Consider the following 15,743-nt stretch of genomic DNA (forward strand, 5'->3'; position numbering starts at 1 on the left):
CGGCGGTCTCTTTCATCGTTACGACCAGGATCACTGATCGTAGATCGGGTTCCGCGCCTGCTGTGCGGTCAAACGTTCAGCAGAGCGGAAGTATCTAGTGATGGCTCACAAATGACTGCTTGGTGCCGGTCGGAGCCGTTTCGAGTTTGTGCTGCTCTTCTTCGTCCTCGTCGTCGAGCATCGTGGCTTCGTTGAACGGAATCTTCCCGTCGAGCACCTCGATGACGCGTTCCTTGTCGATCGTCTTGGTCCACGCGCCGACCAGGAGAGTCGCGACCGCATTGCCCGAGAAGTTGGTGATCGCTCGCGCTTCCGACATGAAGCGGTCGATTCCGACGATGAGTCCGACGCCGTCGAGAAGCTCGGGGCGATGACTCTGCAGTCCACCGGCCAGCGTGGCCAGACCGGCGCCGCTGACTCCCGCAGCGCCCTTGGAGGCGATGATCATGAACACCAGCAGCGAGAGCTGTTCACCGAATGCGAGCGGCTGTCCCATGGCGTCGGCGATGAAGATCGAGGCCATCGTCAGGTAGATCGCGGTGCCGTCGAGGTTGAACGAGTAGCCGGTGGGAACGACGATGCCCACCGTGGTGCGCTCGACGCCTACGTGCTCCATCTTGGCGATCAGACGCGGCAGTGCCGATTCGGAGGACGACGTGGCGAAGATGAGCAGGTACTCACGGGCCAAGTACTTGACCAGCTTGAAGATGTTGAATCCGGTGACCGCGCGCAGCAGCGTTCCGAGAACACCGAAGACGAAGATCAGGCAGGTCAGGTAGAAGCCGATCATCAGGGTTCCGAGCTGGACGACGGCGTTCAAACCGGTCTGGCCGACGACGCTGGCGATGGCGCCGAAAGCACCGATCGGGGCGAGCCAGAGAATCATCGTCAGGATCTTGAACACGAGCTTCTGGATGTATCCGACGGCCTTGAGAATCGGCTCACCCGACTTGCCGAGCGACTGGATCGCGAAGCCGACCAGAAGGGCGACGAACAGAGTCTGCAGCACGCTGCCGGCGGTGAGGGAGGACAGCATCGACGTCGGAATGATGGACGCGATGAAGTCCCAGGTACCGCCCGCGCTGTGGGCCTGATCTGCAAGCTTGGCCACGGAGGCCGCGTTGGGCGTGATGTTCAGGCCGCTGCCCGGGTTGAGCAGGTTGCCGACGCCCAGGCCGATCGCGAGTGCGATGGTGGACATCCCGATGAAGTAGGCGAGTGCGAGGCCGCCGACCTTGCCGACCTTGGCCGCAGCTCGAACCGAGCCGATGCCGAGCACGATGGTGCAGAAGATGACCGGGCTGATCATCATCTTGATCAGGCTGACGAACAACGTGCCGAGTACACCGACGGACTTACCGAACTCGGGTGCGAGCCAACCGACGAGGATGCCGCCGATAACCGCGACGATGACGCTCATGTAGAGCCAATGCGTCTTGTCGCGCTTTGCCTTGGTGCCCTCGGGCTGTGGGGAACCGTCTACTGTCCCTGTTGCCGTGCTGCTCATGGGGTGTCCTTTGGATCGGATATCTGTGAAGTGATCGGGATCACTTCGAGTCGTGGAGAATTCTTGTTGCAAACAGGTGGGCCCGGAAGTTTGTGTTCATTACGTTCAGGAGGCGCTCGATGGTCGAACGAAAGACCGGCCGACGTATGAGCGTCGCCAGGCAGATCCTGCTCCTGCAATTGGCGTTGTTGGCGCTGGTCATCGGCGTGGGGGCCGCTCTCGCAGTTGTCGACGAACGCCGAGACAGCGACGACGCGATCCGCAGGCAGGTGAGCTCGATAGCGCAGACTCTCGCCCTGTCGGATTCGACGGCGGCCGCCCTGACGAGCCCGGACCCGACCGCGATTCTGCAACCACAGACCGAGAAGATACGACAGGCAACCGGCGTCGATTTCATCGTGGTGATGGCGCCGGATCGCACTCGGTTCACCCACACGAGCCCGGAGCTGATCGGTCAACTGTTCAACGGAAACATTGACCGCGCACTCGCCGGCGTGACCTTCACGGAGACGTACGCCGGGTCGCTGGGGCCGTCGATCCGCGCAGTCACTCCTGTCTACGATTCCGGCGGAACCCTGGTCGGTCTGGTTTCTGCCGGTGTCACCCGCGAGCAGATCAGCAAGCAGTTCGCCCAAAGCGTTCCGGTCATCCTGTTCGTTGCCGGCGGCGGTCTTCTTGCCGCCCTCCTGAGTTCACTTCTGGTGAGCCGACGCATCAGGCGACAGACCCTGGGAATGGCTCCGGACGAACTGCGCACCATGTACGAGCACCACGACGCCGTACTGCACAGCATCGGTGAGGGTTTGGTGGTGATCGGGCAAGGCCGAAGCAAAGACGCGAGAGTGGACATCGTCAACGACGAAGCACGTCGCCTCCTCGATCTACCGGACGGGCCCGTGCCACTTTCATCCATCCCCGAGACCATGCGGGTCGACGACGCCTCTCCCGCGAAGGATCAAGTGCACCTCACCGACAAGCGTGTGCTGGTGGTCAACCAACACCCGGTTGAGTGGGAGGGCAACAGAATTGGCACCGTGCTGACAATTCGCGATCACACCGAACTTCAGAACGTACTCGGGGAATTGGATTCGGTACGAAGTTTTGCCGAGTCGCTTCGATCGCAAGCCCACGAGAGCGCAAATCGTCTGCACACGATCATCACGATGGTCGAGTTGGGGCGAAACGAGGACGCAGTGGCCTTCGCCACCAACGAATTGCGGGTGTCCCAACAGCTGATCGATCGTCTGATGAATGCGGTCCACGAGCCGGCGCTGGCCGCACTACTGCTCGGGAAAATGAGCGAAGCGACCGAACGCGGGGTCGACCTGACCATCACGGAAGACACCGCGCTCGGTCCGGTTCCTTCGCTCAATGCACGCGAGTTGGTCACGCTGGTCGGCAATCTCGTGGACAATGCTATTGACGCATCGCGCGCGAGCGAGTCTCCGTGGGTGGAAGTGACGGTAATGGAAGAGGATTCGATGATGGTTGTTGCCGTCGCCGACAGCGGCCCGGGAATGACACCCGAAGCACTCGAAAAGGCCAAGGGCCGTGGCTACTCCACAAAATCCGGCTCTCGCGGACTCGGTCTCGCACTGGTCTCTCAAGTCGTGAAACGGCACGGCGGCACGCTCACCAGCGAGCCGGCGATGGGCTCCATGCTGGTTGTCCGTATCCCGCTGCGCGAGGCGGAAGCACCGAGATGATCCGTGTACTGATAGTCGACGACGAACCGTTGATCGCGCAGGCACACCGTTCCTACGTCGAGCGTGTGCCGGAATTCGTGGTCCACGGCGTGGTTCATTCCGGGAACGCCGCCGTGCGTGCAGTTACGGCGGCCAATGCCACCGACCAGCCCATCGACCTGGTCCTGCTCGACATCGGGTTGCCCGACGCCAGCGGTCTCGACGTGGCCTCCGCCCTGGGCGGGTTGCGGCCCAGTCCGGACATCATCGCGGTTACCTCGGCGCGCGATCTGGAGGTGGTCCGAAGCGCCGTGGCTCGCGGGATCGTCCTCTATCTTCTCAAGCCGTTCACTTTCGCAGCATTCCGCGACAAGCTCGAGCGCTACCTCGAATATCGTGCAGCACTTCCCGCTGGAGAGTCTGCGGTCAGTCAACACGACATCGACCGCGCGATGTCCGCACTACGAACGTCCGACGATCGAGCAGCGGCGCCGAAAGGCTTTGCATCTCAAACGCTCGGACTCGTCGCAGCGTCTGTGCGGGATTCTGAGGGACCCGTGACCGCTGCAGAGGTGGCAGCATCGGTCGGCGTGTCCCGGGTGACGGCCTGGCGCTACCTGGAAAAGCTGGCAGACGACGGCATGCTCACCCGGGAGACCGAGTACGGGCGCGCTGGGCGCCCTCAGGTTCGTTACCGCAGAACCTGATTGACACAGAATCTAGTTTGCGCCAACCGTGTCGAGAACCCAGGCGAACTCGAATGCGACCTCTTTCCACTTCTCGTACCGACCGCTGACACCGCCGTGTCCGGCGCTCATCTCGGTCTTGAGAAGTAGCGGAGCATCACCGGTCTTCGTGGCGCGCAGTTTCGCGACCCACTTGGCCGGCTCCACGTACAGAACGCGGGTGTCGTTGATGCTCGTGATCGCAAGAATGGCGGGATAGTCCTTGGCTTCCACGTTCTCGTACGGGCTGTACGAGCGCATGTAGTCGTAGACGTCCTTGTTGTGCAGCGGATCTCCCCATTCGTCCCACTCGATGACCGTCAACGGTAGCGACGGATCGAGAATCGACGTCAGCGGGTCGACAAACGGAACATTGGCGAGAATGCCGGCAAACAGTTCCGGAGCGAGATTGGCGACAGCCCCCATCAGTAATCCACCCGCACTACCGCCGTCGGCAACCATCCGATCGGCCGCCGTGACACCGGTGTCGATCAAATGCTTTGCGCACGAGACAAAATCGGTGAAGGTATTCTTCTTCGTGAGCGTCTTGCCGTTTTCGTACCAGTGACGACCCATCTCGCCGCCGCCGCGCACGTGTGCGACCACGAAGACGACGCCGCGATCGAGCAACGACAAGCGGGCAACCGAGAACGACGGGTCGATGCTCGCCTCGTAGGAACCGTAGCCGTACAACAGCAGCGGCGCGGGACCTTCCGGCGCACCTACGCGCCTCACGATCGAGAGCGGAATGCGGGTTCCGTCGTCGGCCACTGCCCAGTCGCGACGCTGCTCGTAATTACTCGCATCGAAGTCACCGAGAACAGGCTGCGACTTGCGCAGTGCCAGTTCACCACTGGCGACGTAGTAGTCGTACACCTGCCCGGGAGTGATGAACGACGTGAAGCCGAGTCGGATGGTGGGCTGCGCCCATTCCGGGTTGGACCCCATACCGATGCTGAAGAGTTCTTCGTCGAAGTCGATTTCGTGACGCTCGCCGTAGCCGTCATCCGTCAACGGCCACACGGCAACCCGAGTGAGCGCCTCGCGGCGGTAGCTCAGGACGAGGTGTCCGGCAAAAGCTTCGGCTTCTTCCAGACGAACGTCTGCGCTGTGCTCGATCAGCGTCGTCATGTTCGTCGGATCCGACACGGGAGCTTCCACCAACACGAAGTTCTCGGCCTTGACTCCGTCCACGACGTCGTTGTGGAGGATCAGGAAGCGGTCCTCTCCCCCGATCACCGCGTGTTCAGCGCCGTACTCGACGCCCTCGCGACGCGGGATGATGACGCGGAAGTCGCCTTCCGGGTTCGCCGATTCCAGCATCCAGCCTTCGCTGGTCACCTTGGAACCGACCCAGATCATCAGGTACTTCTCACTGCGGGTAGACCCCACCGAAACCCAGTACCGCTCGTCGGGCTCGTGGAACACCGAAACATCTTGACTCTGCGGCGTTCCCAGCTTGTGACGCCACACGGTGTCCGGACGCCAGGAATCGTCGACCGTCATGTAGAAGACGTGACTGTGGTCGATCGCCCAGGTGGCGCCAGGCGCGGTATCGGGAATCTCGTCGGCGAGCATCTCACCGGTCTCGAGGTTCTTGAACCGCAAGGTGTACCGCTCGTCGCCGACGATGTCCACCGAGTACGCGAGCAACGTGCCGTCCTCGCTGATGGAGAACGCGCCGAGCGAAAAGAACTCGTGCCCTTCGGCTTCGACGTTGCCGTCCATGAGGATCTGCTCGCCGGCCAGCTCGACGCCGGGCGTCAGGTTGGGCGGAGTCCAGTCGTCTTCACCGGCGATGGGGCACCGGCACTGGACGGTGTACGACTTGCCTTCCACGCTGCGCGAGTAGTACCACCACTTACCCATGCGAGTGGGCACCGACATGTCGGTTTCCTGCGTCCGCGACTTGATCTCCTGGAAGATCTTCTCGCGCAACGGCTCGAGCGCGGCCGTCTGCTCGTCGGTGTACGCGTTTTCGGCTTCGAGGTATGCGACTACCTCGGCGTTGTCCTTGTCCCGCAGCCACTCGTAGTCATCGACGAACGTGTGTCCGTGATGGGTACGTTCGGCGGGGACCTTCTTTGCGACCGGCGGGATCAGGCTCATGCGCTGGGACCGACCCAATCGTCGAAGGACAGACCGGAAATGCGCTCGTACGCCTCGATGTAGCGTGCCCGAGTCGCGTCGACGATCTCCTGCGGCAACGGCGGCGGTGTCGTGTCCGAGCTACGGTCCCAGCCAGATTCGGGGCTCGTGAGCCAGTCGCGCACGAACTGCTTGTCGAAACTGGGCTGCACCTTGCCCGCTTCGTAGCCTTCGAGAGGCCAGTAGCGCGACGAGTCGGGGGTGAGCACCTCGTCGGCGAGCACGAGGTTTCCACCGGAGTCGAGACCGAATTCGAGCTTGGTGTCGGCAAGGATGATTCCGCGATCGGCCGCGAAGTTGGAGGCGCGGGCATAAACGTCGAGAGTGTCCTCGCGAAGCTGCACTGCCAGCTTCTGGCCGACCTTTTCCACTACCTGATCGAAGCTGATGTTCTCGTCGTGATCCCCAAGAGCGGCCTTGGACGCCGGGGTGAAGATGGGGTCGGGCAGCCGCGACGCCTCGACGAGGCCCTCGGGCAACGCGACGCCGCACACTGCGCCGGTGTTGTTGTAGTCGACCAGGCCGGAGCCGGTGAGGAAGCCACGAACGACGCATTCGACGGGAACCATGTCGAGGGAGCGCACCACGAGAGCGCGGCCGAGAACCTCTTCCGGGATGCGATCGTCGTCGGGCTCGCCGGCCAGGTGGTTGGTGCCACCGAGGACGTTGAAGAAGAACACGCTCATCGCGGTGAGCACGCGACCCTTGTCCGGGATCGGCGTGCTGAGCACGTGGTCGTAGGCCGAGATCCGATCACTCGCGACAAGCAGCAGATGCTCGTCGTCGATCGTGTAAAGGTCACGGACCTTGCCACCGGCCAGATGAGTGTAGGAATCAAGTGTAGGACGCACCCGGTCACCCTATCGGGCGTTCGCAGTTCGTACAGAACCCCGGTAGCCGGGACAGGTGAGCGTCCTCGCCGTTCGGAGAGCTGTCCGCCCTGCTCATCCGGATATGCAGGTGGCCCCTCGCCAGCAGGCGAGAGGCCACCGTCACAGTCGATGAACTACTGGTTTGCGGGCAGCTTCGACAGGCCCTCGTCGATCGAATCCAGCGTCAGAAGAGCCGTCTGATAGGTCGCGGCCAGCGAATGCTGGACCTGGACGACGTTGCCGGCCTTCACTGCGGGCAATTCCTTCCACAGCTCGGAATTGACCAGCTCCTGCAACTGCGGAGACATCGAGCCGTCGGCGTTGAGGCCGTAGACGATCACGTCGACATTTCCGAGATTTTCGCCGATCTTCTCGATGGATACCTGTTCGACGTGGATGTCGGCGGGGTCTGCGGGGGTGCCGGGGAACTGCAGTCCGAGTCCGTCGAAGAGATTGGTCGTGTACGAAGACGCGTACTCGCGTGAGAAGGTGCCGGCCTCGGGCTTGCAGACGTTGCACACGCCGCCGAAGGTCAGCGAGCCGAGCTTGTCCTTGTACTTCGCGGCCAGTTCGGCGGTTTTGGCGTCGTAGTCGTCCTTGAACTCGCCGTAGGTGTCGGAGACATTCGCGGCATCGGCGAACTGCTCGCCCAGCACTCGCCAATCAGCAGGAACCGTCGGCCCCAGGAAGACGACGGGAGCGGCCGCCTTGAGCTGCGCCATGTCCAGCTGGCTTTCGACACGAGCGGGAACACCCATGATGATCAGATCGGGCTCGGCAGCGACGATTCCCTCGTAGTTGAGCTGGGAGACGTTGCCGTCGGGCGCGACCTTCGGCAGAGCTTCGTAAGCGGCCTTGGTCTTGTCGTCCATGTTGCCGAGTTCACGGGTCCACTCACATACTGCTGCCAGGTTCGCTCCCGCCTGAATCAGCGGCAGAACTGCGTATCCGCAGGCCACGATCCGCTGCGGGTCGCTCGGGATCTCGATGGATCCGTTCTGTGCCTCGAAGACACGGGTCTGCGAGCTCGCGGCTGTCGTCGACGATTCGGACGACGCCTCCTCGGAGTTGCTGCAGCCGGCGACGCCGACCGCCAGCGCAGCTGCTGCGCCGATCACCACTGCGCGGCGAAACCACGACAGACCTTGAACCCGCATGTTGAACTCCATCTGAACGCACCGGACTGCTCCGGAATTGATTTGGTGAGGCTAACCAATATCAGGGCACTGGACCTTTACACAAACACAGGTCTCGAGGAATGAACTGCGCCTCCCGAGTCACTCACGCTCACAGCAGCACGCCTCCCACTGAGAGGGAGCAAAGCAAGATTCCTCTCGAATCGGACACGCGAACTCGCTACCTTGCCTTCGCGATACCTCATCGACCAGCCACTCTCTCCGCTCGACGAAGGGCTCACACATGTCCCGATCCACGCGCACGTGCTCGCTACGGTCTGCCGCGGCCATTGCGTTGACCAGCAGCGTTCTCATCACCGGTTTCGGCGCCTCGATCGCGCACGCCGAACCTGCCCCCTCGGCTCCACAGTTCGACTCACTGGATTTCGGATCCAGCAACTTCGGCAGTGCCGAGCAAACCCCAGATGCTCCGCGGCTGACCGGGATCGACAATTTCCGCGACGTCGCAGGCACCGGCGCCGGATACTCGGGAACTCTCGGCCTGCCCGTGAACAAGGGAGTCTTCTACCGCGCGAACGCGATCACGCCCAAGGGCGATGACATGAGCATTCTCGAAAAGCTGGGACTGACAAAGGTTTACGATCTGCGCACGGAACCCGAGATCGCCAGCAAGCCGGATGTCCTGCCCGACGGGGTTGCGTACGAGAACATTCCGATCCTGTCCGGGAACATCGCCGAGATGGTCGCGAAGATCAAGTCCCCCGAGGACTCACGATCGATGATGCAGGACATGAACCGCGCCTTCGTCACCGGAGCGACGGAGCGAGCCGGGTTCGCACAGTTGCTCACGGGCCTCGCGGAAACCGAAGGCGCACAGGTCTTCCATTGCACTGCAGGTAAAGACCGCACCGGCTGGACGTCGTTTCTGCTGCTGAGCATCGCCGGTGTCGACCGCTCGGTGATCATGAACGACTACTTGCTGACCAACGAATACACAGCCGAAGGCATGAAGGCCACGCGCGCGGGCATCGCGGCGAGCCTGGGCGAACAGATGGCCGTCAACATGGAGCCCCTGTTGGGTGTCGAGGCAAGCTATCTCGATGCCGGCCTCGCCCAGTTGGACCAGACCTACGGGTCGGTCGATCGTTACCTGACCGAGGGCTTGGGTCTGAGTCCGGCGACCGTCATGACGCTCAAAGCCAAACTGCTGGGCTGAGCGACCCAGCTGCCCCGGGTTCGACGAGGGGTCGAACCCGGGCACGTGGAATTTCCCTGCCCGTGCCGTGCCGGATGCGCCGCAGCGTCCCGTGCGTCAGCGCGATACGGCGATCACGTTGTTTCGGTACGCCCAGATGACGATCTGCACACGGGTGCGCACCTGCAGCTTCTTGCAGATGTTGCTGATGTGCGACTTCACCGTGCTCTGCTCGAGGCTGAGAGAATCTGCGATGTCGTTGTTTCCCAAGCCTTGTGACAGCAACTGCACCACATCCATTTCACGCGCGCTGAGACCGTGATCCGATCCGGAGCGCGCCGTGGACATCGGTGCCGGCTTGCGCCTCGCGAACTCCACGATCAGTCTCGACGTCAATCTCGGAGAGAGCACCGAGCCACCCTCGGCCACGGTCAGCACTGCCGACGAGAGCTCCTCGGGATCGGCGTCTTTGAGCAGGAACCCTGCGGCGCCACTGTCGAGCGCCTCGAAAACGTACTCGTCGAGATCGAACGTGGTGATCACGACGACGCGGGTCGCCGGAAACTCGGCAAGGACCTCCCTGGTCGCGGTCAACCCGTCACCGTGAGGCATTCGGATATCCATCAGTACGACGTCCGGACGCAGTGCACGCACCTGCTCGTACGCCTCGACTCCCGTCTTGGCATGCCCGACGACGCGAATCTCGGGGTGACCGGAGAGAAACAGTTCGAACCCCTGCCGTACCACCTGCTGGTCGTCTGCAATAAGGACATCGATCATGCGTTAATCCTCCCGTTCACCGGCACCAGTGCCTGCACAGCCCACTCACCTTCCGAATTCGGTCCGGCGTCCAGTTGACCACCCATGAGCGTCGCGCGTTCGCGCATTCCCACAATTCCGAGGTTTTGCCCGTCGGAGGACGGACGAGCATTCCCGAGCGTATTGATCACCCGGACTCTCACCGCACCGGCTTCTCGGCTCAGACATACCTTGGACTCGCTACCCGGCGCATGGCGAAGGACGTTCGACAGCGCCTCCTGGACGATGCGGTAGCACGTCAACTGGACTCCGCTGTCCAGGTCGTCGAAGCGGCCGACCTTCTCGAGCGAGATCGACGAGATGGTGCGCCTGCAGTCGTCCACCAACTCGTCGATGTCGGAGACCATGGGCGTCGGGAAATCGGGGTCTTCCTCACCCAGACGGAGGATCCCCACGATCTGCCGCAAGCTGTTGAGGGCCCGCTGCCCCTGCTCGATGACGCCGCCCAGAAGGGCTTGCGCTTGTTCTGGATTGCTCGAGAAGAACTTGTCGGCGGCACGGGCCTGGATGATCATGCCGGTCATGTGGTGAGCCGCGACGTCGTGCAACTCACGTGCCATGTCTTGCCGTTCGGCGACAACGGCATTCGCAATCTTGCGTTCGCGGTCCCGGTGCAGATCCGCTACCGCCTGACTGTTCTCCATTGCTTGCTTTCGCAGACGCGCGACGATCTTTCCCATGGCGGCGACGACCAGAAAACTCGTGACGGTGTTTGCCGCCGGCTCGAGGAACAGGTGGGGCAACTCCCCCACCTGAACCTCTGCGACCGTCAGCCCGTCCCGCTCGGTGAGATACATCGCCAAGATCACGTCCATCGCCATTCCGAGGACCAGCAGTCCGACCAGGCGCATGCCGCTCACCCGGATGGACACTGCCATGATCGCGAACCAGAAAAGCGGCGTGGCCCCCAGCGATCGACTGCCGAGGAAGAGCATCAATCCGCCGGATCCTGCCAACGTCAGGAGGTAGTACGCGATCGGGTACCGCCGGCGCGCACACGCCACCACGGTCAACACCGTCAGGAAACCCATGATGCCGACGACGGTTCCCGGATCGCTCAGCACTCGATTGCTCGTCTCGGGTTCAGTCTTGAGACTGGCGAGACCGAACACCCACGGCACACTCAGCAGGCCGACGATCACGGCCGCCGTGGCCGGGTTGTTCAGGTTGAAACGTCCCCACCCTCGCGATGCCAGAGCTTGCCCCGAGACATTCTGACCAGCCGAGTCGAACATCCACTCCCCATTCCGCATCCGATGATTGACGTTCATGGTGGCATGCGCGCACCACTTGGTCCCACATTCGACGAACGTGAAGGGAATGTTCGATTCTCGGCTACAACCAAAGGACTAGTTCGGGGTGAAAGCACTAGTACTTATGGATCAGCTGAACTGCTCGACCAACCGGTTCACCATGTTGGTTGCGCTGTAGTAGTCGAGACGGAAGGTATCGAGCCCCACGGCATAGACATGGTGATCACGAATTGCCGGATGCTGCGCCAACAGGGGAAGTGCCTCGACCGCTTTCACCGCACCGTCGTCGGCGCTGACCAAGATCAGGGTTTTGCCCGCGATACCGTCGTAGAGGTTCTCGGCCGAGACCTGAATGATGTCCTTGCGCTTACCCATGGATTCACTGCTCTTCGCAGACTCGGGAATGTCGGCGACCGTGAAACCCATCGCCGTGAGCAACTTCGCCTGCCCGGACTCGTGCGTCCAGATATTGGCGCCGCTGCCGTCCTCGTAGTAGACGAGCGCGGTGGTCGGCTGCGGGGGAAGTGTGATCTTGGCCTTCGCTGCCTCTACTGCGCTGTCGAATTTCGCGACCGTGGCCGCTGCGTTGTCTTCGAGACCTGTCGCTTCACCCAGCACGGCGGCCACTTCCTGCCAACTACTTCCGCCGTAGTCCACCACTATTGTCGGAGCGATGGCCGTGAACTGTTCGTACAGATCGACGACGGAGTCACCTCCAGTCGCCGAGACGACGATGAGGTCCGGGTTCTGGGCCAGAACGGATTCTGCGTTTGCGCCGCCCATCGGCAGCACTGCGAGTCCACGTTCTCGAGCTATGTCGCCCCACTGTGTGAACAACCCCTGCGCATCCGATACGTCGGTGTTCGGTCCCGTCGATGCGGTAGCCACCACCGGAGCGTCGATCGACAACAGCGTGCCCGTCAGCGTCACACTGGTCGAGACGATCCTCTCCGGCTTCGACGTGATCTCCACCGGCCCCTTCGGCGTTTCCACCGTGCGGGGCCAATTACCCTGCGATGCAGCCGAATCAGCACCGGAATCGGCATCCGCAGAACTACATCCGGCGAGAGCGAACCCTGCCACCAAGACTGCGGAGAGCACCTTCAAGGCGCGCGATTTTTTCATTGTGACGCCCACTGGCGGACCACTCCTCGAATTCAAAAGCCCATGAAATTAGGTTAGGCTGTGCTCATGCTAACTCAGGCGGTGACAGAATTGTCCGCTTCCCTCGCGGCCTCGCCCGACATCGACACCTTCTGGAACCGGATAGTGCAACAAGGCACGCCGATCATCGAAAGTGTTGACACACATACAGTTCGAGTAACTTTCCTCTGGCGACAGCCCGAGGAGACGGAAGTCGAGCGCGTCTACCTCGACGCAAACTCGTTGACCGACCATCACGCGGAACAACTCAGCGTGATGCAACGGGTCGGCGAGAGTCCGGTGTGGTTCTACGCCGCCGAAGTCTCGAACACCTGGCGCAGCAGTTACAGCATCATCCCGGCGCCGAAGTCCGTAGTCGACGAATTCGACTATCCGGGAGCAGGCAAGGAAGACACGACCCGCCGCACCCGCTGGTTGGGGTTGCTCGAACACCGAATTGCCGACCCACTCAATCCGCTTTCCGCAGGCGTGGACACAAGGCGTTCCGTCGCCGAGATGCCCTCGGCGCCGGTCCAGTTCGGTTGGGATGCTCCAGTTTTCAGGAAGTCGATACAGCTCACCTGGGCCAGTTCGACGTTGGACATCGAGCGGCCGGTGTGGATCTACGAGACCGTGGACGACGGATTGACACCGCTCGAAGAACGGCCGCTCGTGATACTTCTCGACGGGCGCCACTGGGCCGAGGTCATGCCAGCAGGTGCCGCCTTCGATCGTGCAGTGCAGACCGGCAAACTGAAGTCCTGCGTTCTGCTGGCCATTGATTCCGTTGACAATCAACGTCGTTCGAAGGAATTGCCGTGCAACCGCGACTACTGGAGTGCAGTCGTCGACGAACTACTTCCGCAGGTGCGCGCCGTCGCACCCTTCTCGTCTGATCGAACGCGAACGGTGGTGTCAGGGCAGAGTTTCGGCGGCCTGGCCTCGATGTTCGCAGCACTCGAATTCCCCGAACACTTCGCGCTGGTCGCCAGCGGGTCCGGTTCATTCTGGTGGCCGACAGGCTTGAAGCGCAGCGAGGACGGTCCGCCGGGTGGAGACATCGCCGCACGCATCGAGCGCGATGGCGCGCCGGACGGTTTACGCGTTGTCCTCGAAGTAGGTAGGCACGAGTCCGACATGGTCGGGCACAGCGCAGCGGTCGCACAGGCGTTGAAGGCTGCCGGAGCGCAAGTGTCGTATCGGATCTTCGACGGCGGCCACGACTGGTTGTGCTGGCGCAGTGTCCTTCTGGACTCCGTTGTCGAACTGATCGGCAGTCCCTGAAAGTGGCCGGTGCCGCTAGTTCAGTGCACCGCGAATGACGGCAGCCGTGCTGTCGAGAACTGCCCGATTGGGCGTGCGAGGTAGTGCACGCAGGCCGAAGCCGTCGCCGCGATTTCGCGGAATGACGTGCAGATGAACATGGAAGACTTCCTGCCCCGCAACAGCTCCGTCGGAGAGATGCAGATTCACTCCGTCGACGGGGAGAGGTCCGGTACGCATCGCTGCGGCGATCTTCTGTGCGACGGAAAAGATCCTGGCACCGTCGTCGGAATCGAGCGTGGACAATCCACTGGCGTGGCGCTTCGGCACGACCAGGAGATGGCCGGATGTGAACGGCCGAATATCCATGAAGGCAAGGACATTCGCGTCGTCGTAGACGACGCTGGCCTCGGCCTCACCGGCGATGATGGAACAGAAGATGCAGTTCATGCTCTTCGACCCTGTGCGCCTTTTCGGTAGTGGTGACTACCGAAAAGGCGCACGGGGGCGTAGCCCTTACAGAATCGGCGACGGCGCATACGCCGCAGCTTCGGGGTTGGCGTCGACAAGCTTCTGCACCTCGGCGACAACGGCGTCGACCTGAGCAGACGCGGCGCCGACAAAGGCCGCCTTGTCGGCCAGAGCCTCGTCGAGTGCGGCGCGGTCGAGCGGCAAACGATCGTCGGCGGCAAGGCGATCGAGCAGGTCGGGCTCCTTGCCTTCCTCACGCATCGCCAGCGCAACTGCGACGGCGTTCTCCTTGATCGCCTCGTGCGCGGTCTCGCGTCCGACGCCCGCGCGCACCGCTGCCATGAGAACGCGGGTCGTGGCGAGGAACGGCAGGTAGCGCGTCAGTTCCTTCTCGATGACGGCCGGGTACGCGCCCATCTCGATCAGCACGGTCAGGAAGGTCTCGAACATGCCGTCGATCGCGAAGAACGCATCCGGGAGAGCGACGCGGCGCACGACGGAGCAGAAGACGTCGCCTTCGTTCCACTGTGCACCCGCAAGCTCGGCTGCCATGGAGCCGTAGCCGCGCAGGATCACCTGAAGTCCGTTGACTCGCTCGCACGAGCGGGTGTTCATCTTGTGCGGCATCGCCGAGCTGCCGACCTGGCCGGGCTGGAAGCCTTCGGTGACCAGCTCATGGCCGGCCATCAGGCGGATCGTGTGTGCAAACGACGACGGGCCCGCGCCGACCTGGACGAGCGCGGAGATGACGTCGTGGTCGAGGGAACGCGGGTACACCTGGCCGACGCTGGTCAGTACGTGGGCGAATCCGAGGTGCTCCGCGACCTTCGCTTCGAGCTGCTCGAGCTTGGCCGCATCGCCGTCGAGGAGGTCGAGCATGTCCTGAGCGGTACCCATCGGGCCCTTGATCCCACGCAGCGGGTAGCGATCGATCAGCTGACGCAGACGTGTCAGTGCAACGAGAAGCTCGTCGGCCGCGGAAGCGAAACGCTTGCCCAAGGTGGTGGCCTGAGCTGCGACGTTGTGCGAGCGGCCGGCCATCACGATGGACGAGTACTCGGCGGCGCGCTCACCCAGACGGGCGGCGACGGCGATACCGTGGTTGTAGACGTGTTCGAGAGAACGCACGATCTGCAGCTGCTCGACGTTCTCGGTGAGGTCACGGCTGGTCATGCCCTTGTGGACCTGCTCGTGTCCGGCGAGTGCATTGAATTCCTCGATGCGTGCCTTCACGTCGTGGCGGGTGACCCGCTCGCGGTCCGCGATGGACGCCAGGTCGACGTTGTCGATGACGCGCTCGTAGTCGTCGATGGCGTCGGCCGGAATGTCGATGCCCAGCTCTGCCTGCGCACGCAACACCGCCACCCACAATTGGCGCTCGAGCACGATCTTGTACTCGGGAGACCACAGAGCAACAAGCTCCGGGCTGGCGTATCGGTTGGCAAGGACATTCGGGATGCGGCTCACGAGGCCTCAGTCTAACGGTGGCCGAGCAGTGCTGTTACCCCCGAGCTAGAGCAGCTGTC

The 15,743-nt window shown here is 62.4% G+C and carries 13 protein-coding genes; 4 read left to right on the forward strand and 9 right to left on the reverse strand.

Annotated features, from left to right (window positions below; genetic code table 11):
* Positions 1-94 precede the first annotated feature (94 nt).
* A complete protein-coding gene (locus tag ACKAMS_RS14175) occupies positions 95-1,507 on the reverse strand; it encodes a C4-dicarboxylate transporter DctA (RefSeq protein WP_003945501.1) in 1,413 nt (470 codons plus the stop codon).
* 119 nt (positions 1,508-1,626) lie between these two features.
* Between ACKAMS_RS14175 and ACKAMS_RS14180 the strand changes: the two genes are divergently transcribed.
* A complete protein-coding gene (locus ACKAMS_RS14180; protein WP_019747069.1) occupies positions 1,627-3,213 on the forward strand; it encodes a sensor histidine kinase in 1,587 nt (528 codons plus the stop codon).
* Complete coding sequence (locus ACKAMS_RS14185) at positions 3,210-3,899, forward strand: response regulator (protein ID WP_003945570.1); 690 nt, start codon at positions 3,210-3,212, stop codon at positions 3,897-3,899. Before ACKAMS_RS14180 ends, ACKAMS_RS14185 begins: the two co-directional genes overlap by 4 nt.
* A gap of 12 nt (positions 3,900-3,911) precedes the next feature.
* Here the strand turns inward: ACKAMS_RS14185 and ACKAMS_RS14190 are convergent, their stop codons facing one another.
* From ACKAMS_RS14190 to ACKAMS_RS14200, 3 genes are all read right to left on the reverse strand, one after another.
* Positions 3,912-6,026, reverse strand: coding sequence for a S9 family peptidase (locus ACKAMS_RS14190; RefSeq protein WP_019747068.1), 2,115 nt, complete (start codon positions 6,024-6,026; stop codon positions 3,912-3,914).
* Positions 6,023-6,916 (reverse strand): phosphoribosylaminoimidazolesuccinocarboxamide synthase, encoded by an 894-nt coding sequence (locus ACKAMS_RS14195; protein WP_019747067.1) that lies wholly within the window; start codon positions 6,914-6,916, stop codon positions 6,023-6,025. Before ACKAMS_RS14195 ends, ACKAMS_RS14190 begins: the two co-directional genes overlap by 4 nt.
* A gap of 155 nt (positions 6,917-7,071) precedes the next feature.
* A complete protein-coding gene (locus tag ACKAMS_RS14200) occupies positions 7,072-8,106 on the reverse strand; it encodes an ABC transporter substrate-binding protein (RefSeq protein WP_020906369.1) in 1,035 nt (344 codons plus the stop codon).
* Positions 8,107-8,356: 250 nt separating this feature from the next.
* On the opposite strand from ACKAMS_RS14200, the gene ACKAMS_RS14205 reads away from it, so the two are divergent.
* Positions 8,357-9,289 carry a tyrosine-protein phosphatase gene (locus ACKAMS_RS14205; RefSeq protein WP_408989162.1) on the forward strand — a complete coding sequence of 311 codons (933 nt, stop codon included), beginning with the start codon at positions 8,357-8,359 and terminating at the stop codon, positions 9,287-9,289.
* A gap of 96 nt (positions 9,290-9,385) precedes the next feature.
* On the opposite strand, the gene ACKAMS_RS14210 is transcribed toward ACKAMS_RS14205, so the two are convergent.
* From ACKAMS_RS14210 to fepB, 3 genes are all read right to left on the reverse strand, one after another.
* The gene (locus ACKAMS_RS14210; protein ID WP_019747064.1) at positions 9,386-10,048 is read right to left on the reverse strand and encodes a response regulator transcription factor; all 663 of its coding nucleotides are present in this window, start codon (positions 10,046-10,048) and stop codon (positions 9,386-9,388) included.
* Entirely contained in the window at positions 10,045-11,322 is a 1,278-nt protein-coding gene (locus ACKAMS_RS14215; protein ID WP_019747063.1) for a sensor histidine kinase, read from the reverse strand. Before ACKAMS_RS14215 ends, ACKAMS_RS14210 begins: the two co-directional genes overlap by 4 nt.
* A 147-nt stretch (positions 11,323-11,469) precedes the next feature.
* The gene (gene fepB / locus ACKAMS_RS14220; protein ID WP_308371992.1) at positions 11,470-12,465 is read right to left on the reverse strand and encodes a Fe2+-enterobactin ABC transporter substrate-binding protein; all 996 of its coding nucleotides are present in this window, start codon (positions 12,463-12,465) and stop codon (positions 11,470-11,472) included.
* Between the two features lie 66 nt (positions 12,466-12,531).
* Between fepB and fes the strand changes: the two genes are divergently transcribed.
* Positions 12,532-13,767: an enterochelin esterase gene (fes, locus tag ACKAMS_RS14225; protein ID WP_408989163.1), complete on the forward strand. Its 1,236-nt coding sequence runs from the start codon at positions 12,532-12,534 to the stop codon at positions 13,765-13,767.
* A gap of 15 nt (positions 13,768-13,782) precedes the next feature.
* Here fes and ACKAMS_RS14230 read toward each other — a convergent pair whose 3' ends face one another.
* Both ACKAMS_RS14230 and purB read right to left on the reverse strand, forming a co-directional pair.
* Complete coding sequence (locus ACKAMS_RS14230; RefSeq protein WP_042950899.1) at positions 13,783-14,196, reverse strand: HIT family protein; 414 nt, start codon at positions 14,194-14,196, stop codon at positions 13,783-13,785.
* A 66-nt stretch (positions 14,197-14,262) separates the two neighbouring features.
* Entirely contained in the window at positions 14,263-15,684 is a 1,422-nt protein-coding gene (gene purB, locus ACKAMS_RS14235; protein WP_019747059.1) for an adenylosuccinate lyase, read from the reverse strand.
* Between the last annotated feature and the right edge of the window lie 59 nt (positions 15,685-15,743).

The sequence above is a fragment of the Rhodococcus sp. 5A-K4 genome (genome assembly GCF_046097995.1).
Lineage (GTDB): Bacteria > Actinomycetota > Actinomycetes > Mycobacteriales > Mycobacteriaceae > Rhodococcus_F > Rhodococcus_F erythropolis.

Bases quoted from the DNA above. Each gene is read 5' to 3' on its own strand.
- ACKAMS_RS14175 (WP_003945501.1), bottom strand. From the start codon at position 1,507: ATGAGCAGCACGGCAACAGGGACAGTAGACGGTTCCCCACAGCCCGAG.
- ACKAMS_RS14180 (WP_019747069.1), top strand. From the start codon at position 1,627: ATGGTCGAACGAAAGACCGGCCGACGTATGAGCGTCGCCAGGCAGATC.
- ACKAMS_RS14185 (WP_003945570.1), top strand. From the start codon at position 3,210: ATGATCCGTGTACTGATAGTCGACGACGAACCGTTGATCGCGCAGGCA.
- ACKAMS_RS14190 (WP_019747068.1), bottom strand. From the start codon at position 6,026: ATGAGCCTGATCCCGCCGGTCGCAAAGAAGGTCCCCGCCGAACGTACC.
- ACKAMS_RS14200 (WP_020906369.1), bottom strand. From the start codon at position 8,106: ATGGAGTTCAACATGCGGGTTCAAGGTCTGTCGTGGTTTCGCCGCGCA.
- ACKAMS_RS14205 (WP_408989162.1), top strand. From the start codon at position 8,357: ATGTCCCGATCCACGCGCACGTGCTCGCTACGGTCTGCCGCGGCCATT.
- ACKAMS_RS14210 (WP_019747064.1), bottom strand. From the start codon at position 10,048: ATGATCGATGTCCTTATTGCAGACGACCAGCAGGTGGTACGGCAGGGG.
- ACKAMS_RS14215 (WP_019747063.1), bottom strand. From the start codon at position 11,322: ATGTTCGACTCGGCTGGTCAGAATGTCTCGGGGCAAGCTCTGGCATCG.
- fepB (WP_308371992.1), bottom strand. From the start codon at position 12,465: ATGAAAAAATCGCGCGCCTTGAAGGTGCTCTCCGCAGTCTTGGTGGCA.
- fes (WP_408989163.1), top strand. From the start codon at position 12,532: ATGCTAACTCAGGCGGTGACAGAATTGTCCGCTTCCCTCGCGGCCTCG.
- ACKAMS_RS14230 (WP_042950899.1), bottom strand. From the start codon at position 14,196: ATGAACTGCATCTTCTGTTCCATCATCGCCGGTGAGGCCGAGGCCAGC.